At 71.0% G+C, this 17,045-nt stretch carries 17 protein-coding genes; 7 read left to right on the top strand and 10 right to left on the bottom strand.

The window, feature by feature from the left end:
- Window positions 1-92: 92 nt before the first annotated feature.
- The 4 genes from dut to ACWGKS_RS17465 all read left to right on the top strand — a co-directional run bounded on the left by dut (window position 93) and on the right by ACWGKS_RS17465 (window position 3,101).
- On the top strand, window positions 93-566 hold the full coding sequence (dut, locus tag ACWGKS_RS17480; protein ID WP_358505554.1) for a dUTP diphosphatase: 474 nt from the start codon (window positions 93-95) through the stop codon (window positions 564-566).
- A gap of 60 nt (window positions 567-626) precedes the next feature.
- A complete protein-coding gene (locus ACWGKS_RS17475; RefSeq protein ID WP_358505557.1) occupies window positions 627-1,463 on the top strand; it encodes a DUF3710 domain-containing protein in 837 nt (278 codons plus the stop codon).
- Between the two features lie 98 nt (window positions 1,464-1,561).
- On the top strand, window positions 1,562-2,302 hold the full coding sequence (locus tag ACWGKS_RS17470) for a PIG-L deacetylase family protein (RefSeq protein ID WP_358505560.1): 741 nt from the start codon (window positions 1,562-1,564) through the stop codon (window positions 2,300-2,302).
- Window positions 2,303-2,321: 19 nt separating this feature from the next.
- Window positions 2,322-3,101: an alpha/beta hydrolase gene (locus tag ACWGKS_RS17465; RefSeq protein WP_358505563.1), complete on the top strand. Its 780-nt coding sequence runs from the start codon at window positions 2,322-2,324 to the stop codon at window positions 3,099-3,101.
- 18 nt (window positions 3,102-3,119) lie between these two features.
- Here ACWGKS_RS17465 and ACWGKS_RS17460 read toward each other — a convergent pair whose 3' ends face one another.
- Both ACWGKS_RS17460 and ACWGKS_RS17455 read right to left on the bottom strand, forming a co-directional pair.
- Window positions 3,120-4,022 (bottom strand): aminoglycoside phosphotransferase family protein, encoded by a 903-nt coding sequence (locus ACWGKS_RS17460; RefSeq protein ID WP_452523199.1) that lies wholly within the window; start codon window positions 4,020-4,022, stop codon window positions 3,120-3,122.
- The gene (locus tag ACWGKS_RS17455; protein WP_452523197.1) at window positions 4,019-5,137 is read right to left on the bottom strand and encodes a serpin family protein; all 1,119 of its coding nucleotides are present in this window, start codon (window positions 5,135-5,137) and stop codon (window positions 4,019-4,021) included. The genes ACWGKS_RS17460 and ACWGKS_RS17455 overlap by 4 nt, the downstream gene beginning before the upstream one ends.
- Before the next feature lie 251 nt (window positions 5,138-5,388).
- Here ACWGKS_RS17455 and ACWGKS_RS17450 point away from each other — a divergent pair, with 251 nt between their 5' ends.
- Window positions 5,389-6,153 (top strand): DUF3159 domain-containing protein, encoded by a 765-nt coding sequence (locus ACWGKS_RS17450; RefSeq protein ID WP_452523195.1) that lies wholly within the window; start codon window positions 5,389-5,391, stop codon window positions 6,151-6,153.
- Between the two features lie 70 nt (window positions 6,154-6,223).
- Here the strand turns inward: ACWGKS_RS17450 and ACWGKS_RS17445 are convergent, their stop codons facing one another.
- Together ACWGKS_RS17445 and ACWGKS_RS17440 are read right to left on the bottom strand one after the other, a co-directional pair.
- The gene (locus ACWGKS_RS17445; RefSeq protein ID WP_452456078.1) at window positions 6,224-6,922 is read right to left on the bottom strand and encodes a potassium channel family protein; all 699 of its coding nucleotides are present in this window, start codon (window positions 6,920-6,922) and stop codon (window positions 6,224-6,226) included.
- Window position 6,923: 1 nt separating this feature from the next.
- The gene (locus ACWGKS_RS17440; protein ID WP_358505573.1) at window positions 6,924-7,610 is read right to left on the bottom strand and encodes a potassium channel family protein; all 687 of its coding nucleotides are present in this window, start codon (window positions 7,608-7,610) and stop codon (window positions 6,924-6,926) included.
- A 214-nt stretch (window positions 7,611-7,824) separates the two neighbouring features.
- Here ACWGKS_RS17440 and ACWGKS_RS17435 point away from each other — a divergent pair, with 214 nt between their 5' ends.
- Entirely contained in the window at window positions 7,825-9,117 is a 1,293-nt protein-coding gene (locus ACWGKS_RS17435; protein ID WP_358505578.1) for a class I SAM-dependent RNA methyltransferase, read from the top strand.
- 53 nt (window positions 9,118-9,170) lie between these two features.
- On the opposite strand, the gene ACWGKS_RS17430 is transcribed toward ACWGKS_RS17435, so the two are convergent.
- A complete protein-coding gene (locus ACWGKS_RS17430; RefSeq protein WP_358505581.1) occupies window positions 9,171-11,528 on the bottom strand; it encodes a M64 family metallopeptidase in 2,358 nt (785 codons plus the stop codon).
- Window positions 11,529-11,666: 138 nt separating this feature from the next.
- Between ACWGKS_RS17430 and ACWGKS_RS17425 the strand changes: the two genes are divergently transcribed.
- On the top strand, window positions 11,667-12,044 hold the full coding sequence (locus ACWGKS_RS17425; RefSeq protein ID WP_358505584.1) for a DUF427 domain-containing protein: 378 nt from the start codon (window positions 11,667-11,669) through the stop codon (window positions 12,042-12,044).
- A 41-nt stretch (window positions 12,045-12,085) separates the two neighbouring features.
- Here ACWGKS_RS17425 and ACWGKS_RS17420 read toward each other — a convergent pair whose 3' ends face one another.
- The 5 genes from ACWGKS_RS17420 to ACWGKS_RS17400 form a co-directional block, all read right to left on the bottom strand.
- Entirely contained in the window at window positions 12,086-13,036 is a 951-nt protein-coding gene (locus tag ACWGKS_RS17420; RefSeq protein ID WP_452456014.1) for a DMT family transporter, read from the bottom strand.
- Window positions 13,037-13,250: 214 nt separating this feature from the next.
- Window positions 13,251-14,759 carry a hypothetical protein gene (locus ACWGKS_RS17415; RefSeq protein WP_452523192.1) on the bottom strand — a complete coding sequence of 503 codons (1,509 nt, stop codon included), beginning with the start codon at window positions 14,757-14,759 and terminating at the stop codon, window positions 13,251-13,253.
- On the bottom strand, window positions 14,756-15,649 hold the full coding sequence (locus ACWGKS_RS17410) for an ABC transporter ATP-binding protein (RefSeq protein ID WP_358505590.1): 894 nt from the start codon (window positions 15,647-15,649) through the stop codon (window positions 14,756-14,758). The genes ACWGKS_RS17415 and ACWGKS_RS17410 overlap by 4 nt, the downstream gene beginning before the upstream one ends.
- Window positions 15,646-16,446, bottom strand: coding sequence for a zf-HC2 domain-containing protein (locus ACWGKS_RS17405; protein ID WP_358505593.1), 801 nt, complete (start codon window positions 16,444-16,446; stop codon window positions 15,646-15,648). The genes ACWGKS_RS17410 and ACWGKS_RS17405 overlap by 4 nt, the downstream gene beginning before the upstream one ends.
- Window positions 16,443-17,033 (bottom strand): RNA polymerase sigma factor, encoded by a 591-nt coding sequence (locus tag ACWGKS_RS17400; protein WP_067599881.1) that lies wholly within the window; start codon window positions 17,031-17,033, stop codon window positions 16,443-16,445. The genes ACWGKS_RS17405 and ACWGKS_RS17400 overlap by 4 nt, the downstream gene beginning before the upstream one ends.
- Between the last annotated feature and the right edge of the window lie 12 nt (window positions 17,034-17,045).

Genomic DNA, 17,045 nt, shown 5'->3' with positions numbered 1-17,045 from the left:
CGGGTCACCTCGTGGAACGCTTCGCCACGACCCGGCGCATCACACGGTCGGGCCACCCGGGCAACGCCCGGGGAACGATAGGCTCGGCAGATGTGAGTACCTCATCCCTGGAAGGCACCCGGGTGCCCGTCACGGTCCGTCGTCTGGACCCCGGGCTGCCCCTGCCCGCCTACGCCCACCCCGGTGACGCGGGCGCGGATCTGTACACCGCCACCGACGTGGTCCTGGCCCCGGGGGAGCGCGCCACAGTGCCCACCGGCCTGGCGATCGCCCTGCCCGACGGCTACGCGGCCTTCGTGCATCCCCGTTCGGGGTTGGCCGCCCGCTGCGGGCTGACGGTCGTCAACGCTCCGGGGACCGTGGACGCCGGCTACCGGGGCGAGATCAGGGTGACCCTGCTCAACACCGACTCCCATACCCCGGTGGAGCTCGCGCGCGGTGACCGGATCGCCCAACTGGTGATCCAACGCGTGGAGCGCGCGGCGTTCGTCGAGGCGGACACGTTGCCGGACTCGGTGCGGGGATCGGGTGGTTTCGGTTCGACCGGGGGCCACGCCGCACGGTGATGATGTCCCCGACTCCCCGGTGTGATTCCGGGACCCACGAAGAAGCGAAGAGGTGAAGGCGTGTTCGGACGCCGCCGTAAGAAGCGGGACCAGGAGACCGAGAGAGCAGCGGAGGAGACCCGTCCGAAGGAGCGACGTGGAGCCGCCGGGGCCGTCTCGTTCGACAACGAGGTGGAACCGGAGCGCCCCTCGGCGCAGCCCGACAAGGACGAGGACCGTTACCGGGTCGGCGGCCCTTGGGACTCCACCGAGGGTGCTCCCGAGACCAAGCGGATGGACCTGGGCAGCATGCTCCTGCCCACGGAGCAGGGTGCCGAGATCCAGGTGAACGTCGCCCAGGACGGCAAGGGCAAGCAGAAGATCATCGGGGTGACCCTGGTGCGCGGCAAGACCGCCCTGCAGGTGCAGCCCTTCGCCGCGCCCAAGTCCTCCGGGTTGTGGGAAGAGATGCGCGAGGAGCTGCGCGAACAGGTCACGCAGCAGGGCGGCAAGGTCGAGGACCACGAGGGCACCTTCGGCCCGGAGTTGCGGGCCGTCATCCCGATCAAGGGCAAGACGACCGAGGACGGTCGTCAACTGGGCCAGCGGGTGCGGTTCATCGGCGTGGACGGGCCGCGTTGGGTGCTGCGCGGTGTCATCCGCGGCGAAGGCGCCTCCAAGCCCGAGGTGATGTCGGAGATCGAGCAGGTGTTCTCCGACATCGTGGTGGTGCGCGGGGACCAGCCGGCGCCGCCCAGCGAACTGCTGCCGATCACCGTGCCCAAGGAGATCCAGGAGAAGATGGCCGCCGCGGCCAAGCAGCGCGCCGCCCAGCAGTCGGCGCAGCACGGCAACTCCGGCCGCTCGCCCAACGGTTCGGCCGAGGGGCCCGGCACCGGTGGTCCGGTGCAGGCCTGAGGTAGGCACGGCCCCGAGGAACCGGGAAAGGTTCCGGTTCCGAGGAAACGGCCTGTGGACAACGGTCCCGGGGGCGTTTGTTTTCGTAGTGTGTCCCCATGGACGAGACAACGCGAAACAGCGCCCCCCGGCCGTTCCCGGAGGACTGGCAGCGTGCCCTGGCGGTGGTGGCCCACCCCGACGACCTGGAGTTCGGCGTCTCCTCGGCGATCCACCGGTGGACCTCGCAGGGCAAGGACGTCGTCGAACTGTTGGTGACCAAGGGCGAGGCGGGGATCGACTCGCTGGATCCGGGCGCCTGCGCCCCGGTGCGCATGGCCGAGCAGCACGCCTCGGCGGAGGCGGTCGGTGCCGGCACCGTGGAGTTCCTGGACTTTCCCGACGGCATGTTGGAGTACGGGCTGCCACTGCGGCGAGCCCTGGCCGAGGCGATCCGCCGGCATCGCCCCGACGTGATCGTGTCCATCAACTTCCGGGAGCACTTCGCCGGTGGTGGCGGGTTCAACCACGCCGACCACCGTGTGTTGGGACCGGCGCTGTTGGACGCGGTGCGCGACGCCGCGAACCGGTGGGTCTTCCCCGAACAGCCGGCGGAGGGGAACCGGCCATGGTCCGGGGTGCGGATGGTGGCTTTCGGGGCGGCGCCGGAGTCGACGCACTACGTGGAACTGGGCGAGGAGAACCTGGCCGCGGGGATCGCCTCCCTCGACGCGCACGAGGTGTACCTGGGCGATCTGGACGGGTTCGACCAGAAGACCTTCCTGCGTGAGGGAGCCGTGCGGGCGGGGGAGCAGGTGGGGGTGGCGCTGGCCACCTCCTTCGAGGTGTTCGAGGTCTGAGGACCGCAGGGAGGGTTCGATGGGCAAGGCCGTGGTGAGCGGATCCCGTTTGAGAAGGGTCCTGTCGTGGATCCTGGCCACGGTGGTGGTGCTGTCGCTCGTGGTGACCGCGGCCTTCTTCGGCTGGGCGCTCACCCCGCATCGGGCCGAGCCCGAAGCGCTGCGACGAGCGCAGGAGAACCCGGACGTGGAGGTGATCCGGGGCCAGGACCGGATCCTGCTGTCCCCGGCCGGGGAGCCATCGGGTACCGGGGTCGTGTTCTACCCGGGTGCCCGGGTGGAGCCCGACGCCTACGTGGCGACCTGGGCCCCGATCGTCGCCGCCACCGGGGTCACCGTGGTGGTACCGGACATGCGCCTGAACCTGGCCCTGTTCGACCAGGATCGCGCCGAGGACGTGGTGACCGAACTGCCGGAGGTGGACACCTGGTACCTGGGCGGACACTCCATGGGCGGTGCCTTCGCCGCCCAACACGTGGGCACCGGTGACACCGACGTCGACTGGGCCGGGCTGGTGCTGTGGGCCTCCTACGCGGTGGAGGCCGCGGACCTGGCCGACCGTGACGATCTACGGGTGCTCTCGGTCGCCGGCGACCGAGACGGGGTCCTGCCCCTGACCGAGATCGCGGAACGAAGATCGTCTCTGCCGGCCGACACCGTCACCGTGACCGTGGAGGGTATGAACCACGCCCAGTTCGGTGCCTACGGAGCCCAGGCCGGTGACGAGGAACCGGAGCTGGGCGAGGAGGAGGCCCACGAGAGGCTGGCCGAGGCCACCTCGCCGTTCCTGACCTCCTGAACGCGCACGGTCGGGGGATCAGTCGAGGACCCGGGCCAGAGCTTCCAGAGCCGGCCTCGTCCAGGTGGGTTTACCACCGGGAAGACCGGACTCCCCGGCACGACCGATCTCGATGAGCCCCTGACAGCGCAGCAGTGCCCACCCACGCGCACGCAGGACGGTGGCCTCGTCGGCACGGGCGTATTCGGCGAAGAACCGCTCGGCCGAACCCGAGGGAAGCAGGAGCCAGGCAGCGGACAGATCGGTGGCCGGATCACCGGCGCACATGTCGCCGAAGTCGATCACACCGGTCAGTGCGCCGCCGGCACCCACGACGTTGGCGGGATGCAGGTCACCGTGCAACCACACCGGTGGCCCATCCCACGCGGGGGCCGCTCGTGCCCCCTCCCACACCTGTCCGACCCGGTCGATGTCGCCATCGACGGCCCCGCGCCGGAGGAGCTCCTCGAACCCGTCGGCGACCGCCGACAACGGCACGCCTCGCTGGGCGCTGGTGGGGGCGTCGTCGGGCGCTGGTCGGTGAAGGGCGGACAGAAAACGCGCCAGGACCCGGGCGCAACGCGGATCGTGGAGCGAAGCCCGGTCGACCGGTTCGCCGGGGACCCATGTCGTGATCGTCCAGTCGTGCGGGAAAGCGGGGGAGGACGCCCCGGCACGGACGGGAACGGGTACCGGCAGGGGAAGCTCCGGCGCCAGTGACGGTAACCACCGACGTTCCTTCCGTAGCAGTTCGGGGGCGCGCGCGGTGCGCGGCATGCGCACCGCCAGGTCGGATCCCAGGCGCCACATCCGGTTGTCCCAGCCACCGTCGACGAGGCGCAGTTCCGCCTCGGCCAGATCCGGGTGCTGGGACTCCAACAACGACCGCACCAGTGCCTCGTCGGCGGACGGATCCTCGGTGGGCCCGGCCTCCGGGTTCACGATCCCGATCGGGCGGGGCCGGGGTCGACGGGGTCGGTGACGTGCCCGGTGAACAGCAGGGCGGGGCCGCGACGCAGGGCGAAGTGGAAGGGGCGGTCCACGGTGAACCTCTTCGGCTTGGGCGGGAAGCCGGCCGCCATCGTCATCACCGCGGCGGTGGCGGCCGCGCCCTCGGCGCCGCGCTCGTCCACGCGCAGTACCGACTGGTGCACGATCGCGTCGACCTTGAGCGGTTCCTCGCTGATCCCCGAGAAGTCGGCGTCGTCGGTGGCCAGAGCACGCACCGGGGCGGTGGTGGCGGCCAGGGGGGCGAGCAGGGCGATGTCGCTGTCGACGGTGAACCGGGGAAGCGCCAATTCGACCTGTTCCCCTCGACGTTTCCGGTACAGGGCGCTCAGGGTCCGGTCATCCGGTGGACCGTCCTCACCCAGGAACACGTCCAAGGTGAGTCCGTGTTCTCCCGGCAGGCTCACCATCCGCCAACCGTCGTGCTCGGCGTGGACCATACGGCCGGTGCGACGCATGGTGGGCACCTTGCGCTCGCCCCCGGGCGCGTGGAAGACGCGGTCCCGGGTCCGGCCCACCTCGAAGGGGTCGAGCCAGACCATCTTCACCCACAGGGCGTTGACCAGCAGCATCCGCACGTCGGGGTCGATGGTGCCGGGGGAGAGGAGTTCGTCGATCAGCCCCTGGGTGACCTCGCCGACGCGCGCGTTGACCTTCCGGCGCACCCCCTCGGCGTCGCCTCGGAAGTCGACCAGGTCCACCTCCGCGCCGGCCCGAGCCCGGACCCGTTCCTCGAAGTCGGCGCGCACCGGAAGGTCGGCGGGCACGTACAGCCCGTTCAGGACCGCCAGGTCCAACCCCTCGGCGGCCGCCACCGCCTCGTCCAGGGCCCTCACGTGCTCCGCCAGGCCCCCGCCCGGGGCCAGAAGGTCTGTGAGTTCGCTTCGGGTCCGGCCGGCGGCGCCCTCGGCCAACAGGGTGAGCACCGAGCCGACCGAGTACGGCGACCAGATGTGGGAGGTACCGGCGTCCCACAGTTCCCGTTCCAGGACGGCGGCGAAGCGTGCGTGGTCCTCCTGGGGTGGACGGTCCTGTCCGGTGGTGCTCAAACGGGCCTCCTCGGCGCGTGCGGGTGGGCCGCCAGGTTACGGAACGACGGTGACGTGACGCCAGGGCCCGCCGCGTTCCGTGGCGTATAAAGAGCCGGTGACAAGTCGCATGAGACAAGCCGTGACGAAGGTGGGCAAGGTCGGTCGATCCACCCCTGCGGTCGCCGAGAACACCGAACCCGCCCGGTGTCTACTCGCGTAGGGTGGTGCATCATGGCCGGCGGCCCTAGGGGTCCAGATGCGGGAGCGGGATGACTGAGCAGCAACGGGCCTCCGAAGAGGCGGCCCAGGAGGCGGACCGGGCGGAGGCCGCCACCATCACCGAGGGCACGGTGGAGGCCCTGGTCCGCAGCAAACTCGCCGAGGCCCTCGGCGGCAAGCGCGGCATGGTCGAGGCGGCCATCCCCACGCTGACCTTCACCATCTCCTACATCGTCGGCTCGGAGCTGCGACTGTCGATCATCCTCGGTGTGGTCGCCGCGCTGCTGCTGGGCGTGGTCCGCCTGGTGCAGCGCTCCTCGGTGCAGTACGTCGTCACCAGCCTGTTCGGCATCGGTATCGCCGCGCTGTTCGCCATGCGCAGCGGCAACGCCGCCGACGCGTTCCTGCCCGGTGTCATCTACAACGCCGTGTACGCGTTGGTGCTGAGTCTCTCGGTCCTGGTGCGCTGGCCGGCGATCGGGCTGATGATCGGCCCGTTCATCGGGCACAAGGAGGACTTCACCTCCTGGCGGAGCAACCCCGCCGTGGTCAAGCTGGCCTCCCGGTTGACCTGGCTGCTGGTGCTGCCGTGCGTCATCCGCGTCCTGGTCCAGTATCCGTTGTGGCTCGCCGACAACCAGGGCTGGGCCGACACCTTCGCGATCCTCGGCTTCTCCAAGGTCGCCATGGGCTGGCCCCTGCAGGTGGCCGCCTTCACCGGCATGGTGTGGGTACTGGCCCGTGGCCGTACCCCGCTGGACCAGGATCGAGAGCGCTCCGAACAGGACACGGCCTCGGCCCCCGACCGCGACTAGACCTTCGGCCCGCCCACCGTCCCCGTCGAACGGGCCGGTGGGCGCCTGTCCCACCGTCTTGGGGCAGCCCCTAGTCGATGGCGGCCGGGTCGGCTTCGTCGACCGGTCCCAAGACCTCTTCCAAGGGTCCGAGGGAGTCCGGTTCGGCCAGGAACACCACGGTGTTGCCCACCGCGAGGGTGCGTTCGGGGTCCGGTGGGCGCACTCCGCCCGGGCCCAGGACCGCCACCAGCGCCACGCCTTCGGGAAGCGCCCCGGTGAGCTCGGACTCGGTGCGATCCACGAAGGGGCTGCCCGCGTGCAGCACCGACTCGGCGACCTCCGCGCCCGGCAGCGGCGGCAGGGTGCCCTCCTCCTCCGGGTAGTCCTCCTCGCCGGGCATGTCCTCGACCAGGTCGGCGATCAACCGTGGAGGTGAGACCGCCAGGTCGACGCCCCAGGAGTCGTTGAACAGCCACTCGTTGTCGGGGTGGTTGATGCGGGCGATCACCCGCTCCACCTCGAACTCGGTCTTGGCCAGCAGGGAGACCACCAGGTTGACCTTGTCGTCGCTGCTGGCGGCGATGACCACGTCGAAGTCGCCCAGCCGGGCGTCCTCCAGGGTGGCCAGCTCGCAGGCGTCGGCGAGCAACCACTCCACCTGGGGCAGGTCGTCCACACCGATCGCCCGGGTGTCCCGGTCGATCAACAACACGTCGTGTCCGCTGCCCGCCAGTTCCGTGGCGATGGAACGGCCCACGCTTCCGGCTCCGGCGATGGCGATCCGCATCTCACCCACGCCCCGTCTCGTCCTCGCGCGGCTTGCCCAACCGCTCGGTCAGCTCACCCATGTCGCGGCCCTGCGCCACCACGTGCAGCACGTCGCCCTCGACCAACGTCTCGCCTGAGGCGGCGAGTGTGATCCGGCCCCGGCGCACCAGGTACACCAATCGAAGGGGGACGGACTCCTCCAGTTCGGCGACGGTCGACCCCGCCCACCCCGCGGGCAGCGGCATCTCTCGCATCGCCAGGGTGCCCGAGGCGTCCTGCCACTCGGGGGCCGTGTCGAGCCCGCCGTCACCGGGCAGCACCCGGCGCAGGATCGAGTCCGCGGTCCAACTGACCGTCGCCACCGTGGGGATCCCGAGGCGCTGGTACACCTCGGCCCGGCGCGGGTCGTAGATGCGCGCCACCACGTTCTCCACCCCGAACGCCTCGCGGGCCACCCGCGCCGCGATGATGTTGGAGTTGTCACCGTTGCTGACCGCGGCGAACGCGGACGCGCGGTCCACACCGGCCGACAACAGCACCTCACGGTCATGACCAACGCCGCGCACCGCGTGTTTGGCCACCGAGCCGCGCAACCGTCGGAACGAGTCCGGGTCCTGGTCGATCACCGCCACCGTGTGGCCCAGATCCACCAGCGTGTGCGCCAGGGTGGAACCCACCCGTCCGCACCCCATGATCACGATGTGCACCTCGTCAGCACTCCCCGTCCACCTTCGGGAGGCACGGCTCCGGTCCCGTGGCCCGATGGTTCCACCTTGGCACACATCCGTGTGACACGTGCGACCACCCCGGCGGGCAATGCCGGATCCAGTCCGCGAACCCGAAAAGGCCCGGTAGATTGGGGCGGATGGGTGGCTGTGCGCGCAGGGTCACCGTAGGACCCGAACACCGAAGGACACCACCATGACCCTTGTAGGTACCGAGATCGAACTGGACGTCGACGACGTCGCCCATGGCGGCTGGTGCGTGGGACGCCACGGCGAACAGGTCGTCTTCGTCCGCCACGCCCTGCCCGGCGAGCGCGTCCGGGTCAAGGTCACCGAACAGACCACCCGTTTCCTGCGAGGCGAGGCCGTAGAGGTCCTCACCGCCTCACCCGACCGCGTCGAGGCGCCCTGTGAGTTCGCCGGGCCCGGCATGTGCGGCGGTTGCGACTGGCAGCACGCCTCCCTGGAAGCCCAGCGCCGCCTCAAGGGCAAGGTCGTCGCCGACCAGCTCAGCCGGATCGCCGGCATCGACATGGCGGTCGACGTGGAGGAACTGCCCGGCACCCCCGATGGCCTGGGCTGGCGCACCCGCGTGCGCTTCTCCGTCGACGAGGACGGCCAGGCCGGCCTGCGCCGTCACCGCTCCCACGACATCGAGCCCGTCGACCGCTGCCTGATCGCCCACCCCGGCGTCAACGAACTCGGTGTCACCGACGTGACCTGGAAGGACGTGAGGGAGGTGGAGGCGGTCGCCTCGGCGACCCGCGCCGACCGTGCCATCGTCGTCACCCCCACCACTGCCAAGCTCGGAGACCTGCCCGAGCTCAAGGCCTCCAGCGCGGTACTGCGTCGCTTCAAGGGCGGTCGGGTGCAGTCGGTGCGCGGCCGTAAGGGTGTGCGCGAGGACGTCGCGGGCCGTGAGTACCGGGTCGGCGCCGGCGGGTTCTGGCAGGTCCACCCGGCCGCGGGCGAGACGCTCTCCGCCGCGGTCCTGGAGGCGCTGGAGCCCAAGCCGGGCGAGACGGCCCTGGACCTGTACTGCGGCGCCGGCCTGTTCACCGGTGCGCTCGCCGAGGCCGTGGGCCCCGAGGGCCGGGTGATGGGGGTGGAGAACGGGGAGAACGCCGTTCGCGACGCCCAGTACAACCTCAAGGACCAGCCGCAGGTGCGCGTCGAACGCGCCGACGTGGCCAAGCAGATGCGTGAGTGGGCCGACGTGCGCGCCGACGTGGTCACCCTGGACCCGCCGCGCGCCGGACTGGGCAAGGAGGTCGTGCGCAAGGTGGCGGGCATGAAGCCGCGCCGTGTCGCCTACGTCTCCTGTGACCCGGCCACGCTCGCCCGTGACCTGGCCGACTTCGAGCGCTCCGGCTACCAGCTGGTGGGATTGCGCGCCTTCGACGCCTTCCCCATGACCCACCATGTGGAGTGCGTCGCGGTGCTGGAGCCGGTCAAGCTCGCCCGTCGTCACCGTGAGGACCAGGACTGACGAGAAACGCCGCGGGGCCGGTCCGGACACGTTCCGGGCCGGCCCCGCCGCCGTTACAGACCGGAGCAGTCTCCGGAGACCGCCCCCGTGACATCGTTGGCCGCGCCGAAGTCGGTCACGTCCGGACCGTTGCCGGAGCAGGAGAGCGAACCGCGCACGCTGGAGCCCGCCACGACGGGGCCGTACCCGTCCTCACCGGTCCAGGTGTCGGCCGGCACCTGGGTGTTGTCGTGCAGGGACACCGAACCGGTCAGTGCCGTGCCCAGGATGGTCACCTCGGACGTGGTGCCGGTGATGGAGACCGCGCCGCGCACGTCGGCGTCGGTCAGTCGCACCGTGTCGGCGCCCGTGGCGGACAGGCCACCGCGCAGGGCGCCGCCCTCGATCACCAGGGACGCGCCCTCGGCGACGGTGACCGGGCCGCGCACGTTCACGTCGTCGAGGCAGACCACGCCCTCGTCGACGGTCAACCCGCCGAAGACGTCGTCGGTGACGGTCTCGGTGCACTCCAGGTCGGCCCCGGGCACGACCGTGGCGCGGAAGTCGTCGGGTGTGCCGATGTTGCCGGCGGAGTCGATCGCGCGGTGCTCCACGGTGTGGGTGCCCCAGCCGCTCTCGTGTCCGTCCACCTCGAAGACCGCCATGGACAGGCCACCGCTGCCCAGGCTGCCGTAGACGAGGTCGTCGACGTTGATCCCGTCGGGGGTGAACCGGAACGGGGCCTCGGAGTCCTGGGGCCAGCCGTAGTAGTGGTGCCAGCCGTCGCCGTCGACCCGGAACTCGCCGACCACGTGCCCGTTGCGGTCGTCCTCGGGTGTCAGTTTCATCGAGAACTCGTTGAGGAACAGGTGGTGCTCCTCGCCGGTCACCGTGGCGGCCGGCGTCGACAGCTCGCGCGGAGCCTCGGGGTCGGTCGCGTCCACGGTCCAGGTGAGCGTCTGTGAGCCGGACCCCTCGGGGTCGGTGACCGTGGCGGTCAGCGTGTGGTCGCCCGCCTCGTGTTCGAACGCGCCCAGGTCCAGGGTGCGTCCGTCGGTCGCGGTGGACACGGGTTCTCCGTCCAGCTCCCAGGCCACGTCGAGCACCCGGTCGGTGGGACGGGTGGTCTCGACATAGACGACCTCTTCGGCGGCCACGGCCCGTTCGGTGTCGCGGTGCTTGTCGAAGGCGACCTCCGTCTCGACCGGCTCCAGGGGCTCACCGACCGTCCAGGTGAGCGTGCGGGTCATCGCCTCGGACCCGCGGATGGCCGGGTCACGGACGAACTCGGTGGGGTCCTGCACGGTCACCGACACCTCGGCGCCCTCGGCCGGGTCCAGTTCGTCCAGCGCCAGGTGGTGTGCCCCGGCGGCCTCGGCCACCTCCTCGCCGTCGACCGACCAGGTGTACTCCAGCTCGTGGAAGACCGGGTGCGGACCCTCGACCCACAGCACGTCCTCGGCGCCGACCTCGCCTTCGGGGGTGGCGGAGACCGGCATGGACGCCTGGTCGCGCAGGCCGGAGATCCGGTGCGTCATGACCTCCCGGCCGACCTGGTCGAAGTAGTAGCCCAGGGTCTTGAGCATGGAGTGGGCACTGGGCCGCCACACACCCTCGGAGTGGTACAGGCCGCCTTCGTGCCCGTCGGGATCGGCCGCCCGGATGGTTCCGCCGGCCTCGCTCTCCTCACCCAGCCAGCGCCACCATCGGGCCTCCTCCTCGATCATCTCCTCGGAGGTCATCAGCGTGTGGTGGGCCGAGTCGGGTTCCTCCCCCTCATAGCGGCCCAGGCTGGTGTCACGGAAGTAGTAGGGGTACTCGTCCTGGAGTTCGCCCAGGGAGTGGGCGAGTTCGTGCGGGCTGATCAGCGCCGAGAGCGCGTTGCCCGAGGACGCCGTCGCCAGGCGCCCGCCGGCCCCGCCGTAGGTCTCGCTGTTGGCCAGGGCCAGGATCTGCCGGTTGTCGTCGGTCACACCGGGGACCATGTCCGCGGCGGCCTCGGCCGCCTCGGAGTCCACGGTCAACAGCCGCTCCAGCGCGTCCTCGTCGCAACCGTTGAAGAAGCCCATGCCCAGGGCGGTGTCGCGCTGCTCCCAACCGTCGGCGGGGTCGCAGTCCACACCGGACTCGACCGAGGGGGTCTGCACCACATACACGTTGAAGTAGTGCCGGTAGGAGCGGAACGGCTCGATGCTCCACTGCACGTTGAGGTGCTGTTCGACCTGCTCGTGGTACAGGTCCATCTCGTCCTCGGTGTAGCCGTCGCCCAACAGGACGAGGTTGAACCGTTCGGAGGGGTCACCGGTGACCTGGACCGGCACCACCGTGGCCTCGTCCAGGGGCGCGGCCTCGGCGGGGCGGTCGGGGGCCGAGAGCACGGCGGTCGTGGACAGCAGGGACAGGGCGGCCAGGGCCGCCGCGGGTCTGCGCACAGGGGGATCCTTTTGATCGGGGGAGACGTGTCGCGCAGCGTACTGATGTTCGTATCGCGGCCACCAGGGGAAGGGCTATAGGGATTTCGATAACCCGCCGAAGGGCGGGGGCCGTTACCGGTGAGAGGGGACACGCCCATGGCACAGCGCGAACCGGGGGAGGACCATCCCATCACCGTCGAACCCACCGGAGCGCCCGTGACGGTGCGAGTGGACGGCAAGGTGATCGCCCGGACCACGTCCGCGCTCACCCTGAGCGAGGCGAAGTACCGACCGGTCCAGTACGTCCCGATCTCCGACGTGGACCCCACGGTCCTGCGTCGCGCCGAGACCACCACCTACTGCCCGTACAAGGGCACCGCCGCCTACTACGGCCTGGACCTGGGCGGGGAGGAACTCGCCGACGCGGTGTGGACCTACGAGCGGCCCTACGAGGGGGTCGCCGCAATCGCCGACCACGTCGCCTTCTACCCGGGACGGGTGAAGATCGAGGTGGAGGGGCGAGACGAGGACTGAGGCGGGCGCCCCGCACCCGTGCGGGCACGGGGCGCCCGGCACTATCGGCGTGCTCGAAGCTTCCGGGGAGAGGGGGCCTTCAGCACGGCCAGGCCCAGTGCGAGGACGACCAACCCCGACCAGGACACCCACGGCAGACGCTCACCCACCAGGGCCACGCCCAGTACCGCGGCGACGGCCGGTTCGGCCAGGCTGAGCGTGGTGGCGGTGGAGGCCGAGGTGTGCCGCAGCCCGTGCCCGAACAGCCGATAGGCGAGGAACACGGTGAACAGCGCCAGGTGCAGGGCCACCAGCGCGCCCTCCACCGTGGCCAGCCACGCCGTCCCGGTGGCCACCACCACCGGCAGCACCAGGACGCCACCGCCCGCGAACATCGTCCCCATCACCGCGCCGGAGGTTTGCCCCCGGCGGATCAGCCGTTCGGCGATGATCGTGTACAGCGCGTAGGAGAACCCGGCCACCAGGGCCAGGAGCACCCCCGAAGGACGCACCGAGGTGGGGCTGCCGACCAGATCGGGCCCCAGGACGAGCACGGCGCAGCCGATCACGGCCGCGACGGTGGCCACCGTCCAGCGCCGGTCGGGGCGCACCCGCTCCAGTCGCCAGGCCAGCAGCCCGGCGAACACCGGGGCGCTGCCCAGGGTGATCACGGTTCCCACCGCCACACCGGCGTGGGCGACCGCAGGATAGAAGGAGAGTGGATATCCGGCGACCGCGATCGCGCCCAGCAGCAGGATCGCCCGAGTACGCCCATCGGAGCGGGTGAGCAGGGCGAATGATCCCCGGCCGGTGAGGAACAGCAGGATTCCGCCCAGGACCAGCCCGGCCGAGCCGATGGCGGCGGGGTGGGCGCCGTCGGGGGCGAAGGAGCTCGCGGTGCCGGTGGTGCCCCACAGCACCGCGGCGCCCAGGATCGGCAGGGGGCCGCCGGTGAGTCGGGGCGGGGCGGGGTTCTTTCGGTTCACCGATGTGGGGGAGGTGTGTTCTGGCACGTTCGTACTTTCCGTCTCGACGCCTGAAGGGCAACCGCGGGGCGCACGACGGACGGGCCGCTCACCGTGTGGGTGGGGCCTTCGCGTGGAGGAGTGGTCGGCCGGTGCGCCCGGTCAGGCGCTCAGCGGCGGCAGGACCTTGTGCCAGTGGTAGTTCATCCTCCTCACGGTAGCGCCCGGGGTGTGACCGGGGTGGTCCGGGGCAGGGCGAACGTCAGGTGCCGGCCGGTGGTGTGTTCTGGCCGTCGATGAACTCCGGATCGAGGGTGGAGCGATCCCAGTCGGGTTCGGGGATCGCTTCGGGCCCGGTCAGCGACAACCCGAGCAGCTCGGCGAGGGTGGCGAGGTCCGTGGCCGAAGACGTCAGGACGTCCCAGTGCTCGTGCACCACCGCCGCCACCCGTTCCTCTGGCAGGGCGAGCAACGCGTGGGTCAGCCGCAGGTCGTCCCGGCCGGGTGAGAAGTCCGTCAGGAACCATTCGGCGGCCTCCACCCCCTCGCCCTCGACCGACACCAACCAGGCACCGACCACGGTTCGGGCCTGCCCGGTACCCACGTATCCCATGTCGTCGGTTCGGCCCATGCCCAGCACGTGTGAGACCAGGTCGGAGCGCAACCGGGCACGGTGGGTCTCTTCGTCGGGTCGCCAGTACTCGGTCAGCACGATGCCGTCGTCGGGCGGGTGGATCAGGACGTCCGCGCGCAGGGTGGGGTTGGCCTGCCACACCGTGGGTCGGTGAACGTCCTCGGGAAGGGTGCGCAGCACCGGTTCCAGGTCCGCGTGCCAGAACACCACCCACGACTCGTAACCGGGCAGCGGGCAGTAGGTCATGCCGTCCAACCCCTGGCAGGAACCGGTCGACGGGGTCCGGGGCCGGGCGTTGGCGCTCAGGGCGTCGTAGGAGTACTCGCGCTGGGCGTGGACGTGCAGCGCGGCCATCCCGACCAAGACCACGGCGGTGACGGCCAGGCCGACCGGCCGCAGGAACCGGGTGTCGCGGCGCGCGGCCAGGGTGAGCAGACCGGCGCAGAGCACCATCGACACGGTGTGCGCCAGGTAGAACAGGGCGGTCGTGGCGGTGTCGGGGTAGGAGACCGGCAGCGGTTGAAACGCCATGCTGAGCAGGCTGCCCATACGGGAGACGAGGACGTCCGTACGGGTGCCGAGGGCCAGCAGCGAGGACGACAGGTACAGGGGCAACAGCAGGGTGAGCGCGATCAGTGGGGCGTAGGACCGGGTCCAGGCGACCGAGGCCACCGCGCCCATCGGCCCGGCCCAGCCGAGGACGACGACGCCCACGAACGCCGCCGGCTGCGGTGTCCCGGCGATGGGGGCCGGCGCGGTCACCACGAACACCGTCAAGAAGGCGCACATCAGCGCGGTGGTGAGGGTGATCGAGGCCAGGGCCAACGACGCCAGCCGGGCCCCCGGGGACAGGGGCAGGGCCATCGACCGGGAGTGCCGTACTTCGCGCAGGGCCGGGAAGGTCGTGACCGCGAACATGGCGGCACCCACCCCGGCGGCGCACAGCACGGCCTCGTTGAAGAGCTCGCCCATGGTCGGCAGCCCGGAGGCGTGGGAGGTCAGCCACACCAGGGCCATCACGGCCGGGACCAGGAGCAGGAAGAGCGGGCTCGTTGACAGGTGGCGCAGGTTGAACCCGGTCAGTCGTACGAAGGTGACGGCGTTCGACCACCGTACGGTCCGAACGGGGCCGCTCAACGGGGGACCGATCCGGTCAGGAGCAGGTAGGCGTCCTCCAACGACGGTTCCACCGGGACCCGGTCCACGGCGTCGGGTACGTCGGACTCCGCCGGACCCAGGACCCGATAGCGGCCGTCGGCCAGCCGCCACGACGTCACCCCGGCGGGTGGACGTGATCCCTGTTCCCACACCCGGCCCCGGGCGCGGGCGACCAACTCGGCGGGGGCTCCGTCGAAGATCATCCGCCCCTGGTCCAGGACCAGTACCCGACGGCACAGCGCCGCCACGTCCTCGATCTGGTGGGTGGACAGCAGCACCGTGCTATGCACCGCGAGCTCGGAGACCAGGTCGCGGAAGCGGATGCGCTGTTCGGGGTCGAGCCCGATGGTGGGTTCGTCGAGCAGGAGCAACCGGGGGTCGCCGATCAGGGCGGCGGCCAGCCCCAACCGTTGTCGCATCCCGCCGGACAGTCGCCGGATCCGGGTGTGCCTGCGGTCGTACAGGTCCACTCCGCGCAGCGCGCGCCGTACCTCCTCGTGGCGCTCCCGACGCCCGCCCCTTTCCTTCAGGACCGCCATGTAGTCGAGCAACCCGAACGCGGTGAAGTGCGGGTAGAACGACGGGTTCTGCGGCAGGTAGCCGAGCCGGCGGCGGATCGCGGTGCGTTCGCCCGAACGTTCCGGGTCCAGTCCCAGGACGCTCAGTTCTCCGAGGGTGGCCTCCAGGTCGGTGGCCAGACAGCGCAGGAGGGTGGTCTTGCCCGCGCCGTTGCGGCCGAGCAGCCCGGTCACCCCGGGGCCCAGGTCGAGGTCGATCCCGGCCAGGGCCCTGCGGGTGCCGTAGGTGCGGACCAGGCCGCGGGCGCGGACCCCGCCCGTGAGCCCGGTCGGTTCGGCCGTCGTGGTCATGCCGTCCTCATCCTCAGCGCGACGATGGCGGCCAACAGGGCCAGGGCGGTGGCCCAACCGGCCTGTGCCAGGGGCGAGAACAGTTGGAACGGGTCGGCGCCCTCCATGAGCGCGAACATGGCCATGAGCAGCAGCCAGCCCCCGCCGATGAGTCCGCCGGCCGCGCTCAGGTGCAGCCAGCGGCCCAGGATCAGGCAGCCGGCGACCATGGCCAGGGCGGGCAGTAGCCAGAACACGGCCTCGTACGCGGTGGCGACGGAGGGCATCAGCGCGGACGCCACCGTGCACAGGGTCAACGCCGGTGCCAGCACCGCGCAGGTGCGCAGGAGCAGTAGTCGGGGTCCGGCCCAGGGGGTGACCGAGGCCAGGCTGTGCGCGGGGTCCACCCCGCGTCCGTAGGCGAGGGCGACCCCGGCCAGCGGGATCACCGGGACGGTGAAGGAGAACAGCAGGGTGCCGCGCGGGATCTCGTGGGCCAGGACCAGGGTGGTGGCCAGCACGATCACCATGGCCACCAACCAGGCCCGGTAGAGGGTCGGTGTGGCCGCCAGCAGTTTGGCGGTGCCCTCGCGTAGTCCCAGCGTGCCCAACAGGCGTTCGAGTGGGGAGAGGCGGGGGCGGTCCACGACGTCGCGCAGGTTCGCCCAGCTGCGATCCAGCCAGGCCTCGTCGGTGGGCAGTCGGTCGCGGCAGTGGGCGCAGTGGGTCAGGTGGGCCTCCGCCGACATGGCGGTGACGTCGTCGGCGGTGTGGGTCGCGTAGCGGTGGAGTTGGTCGTGGGTCAAGTGCCAGCTCATGTGGTCAGTGCCTCCCGTAGCCGCGCCTTGGCGCGCATGACCCGTGTCTTGACGGTTCCCTCGGGTATGCGGAGGATCTCCGCGGCCTCGCGGACGGTGAGGCCGTCGAGCACGGTCGCCTGGATGGCCGAACGCAGCTCGGGGGAGAGTTCGTGCAGGGCGGCGCCCAGAGGGCCGTGCTCGATGTTGAGGAGCACGGTGTCCTCGGCGGAGGCGTCGCCGATGGTCTCGTACGGTTCGGGTTCGGTCTCGGCGATCCAGCGGTTGGCGCGTTTGCGCAGCTGCGAGATGAGCTGGCGGATCGCGATGGTCCACAGCCACGCTCCGGCGTCGGTGTCGCCGGGGCGTGGTCGGAAGGAACCGGCGTTGCGCCACACGGCCAGGAAGGTCTCCTGGAGTGCGGCGTCGAGCTGGTCTGTGTCCGAACAGCGGTAACGCAGACGAAGACGCAGCCACGGGGCGTGTCTTCGGTGCAGGATCTCCAGGGCGTCGGTCTCCCCTGCGGCCACGGCGGACAGCAGCACCGGGTCGGGGCTGTCCGGTCCGTATTCGGGGGCGCGCTGTCGGGCACGGCGGAGGAACTTCACGTGAAGGGCTAT

The organism is Nocardiopsis sp. NPDC055879, assembly GCF_053615935.1.
Note: the sequence above shows the minus strand (reverse complement) of the source record. Positions and strands in the feature narration are given on the sequence as shown.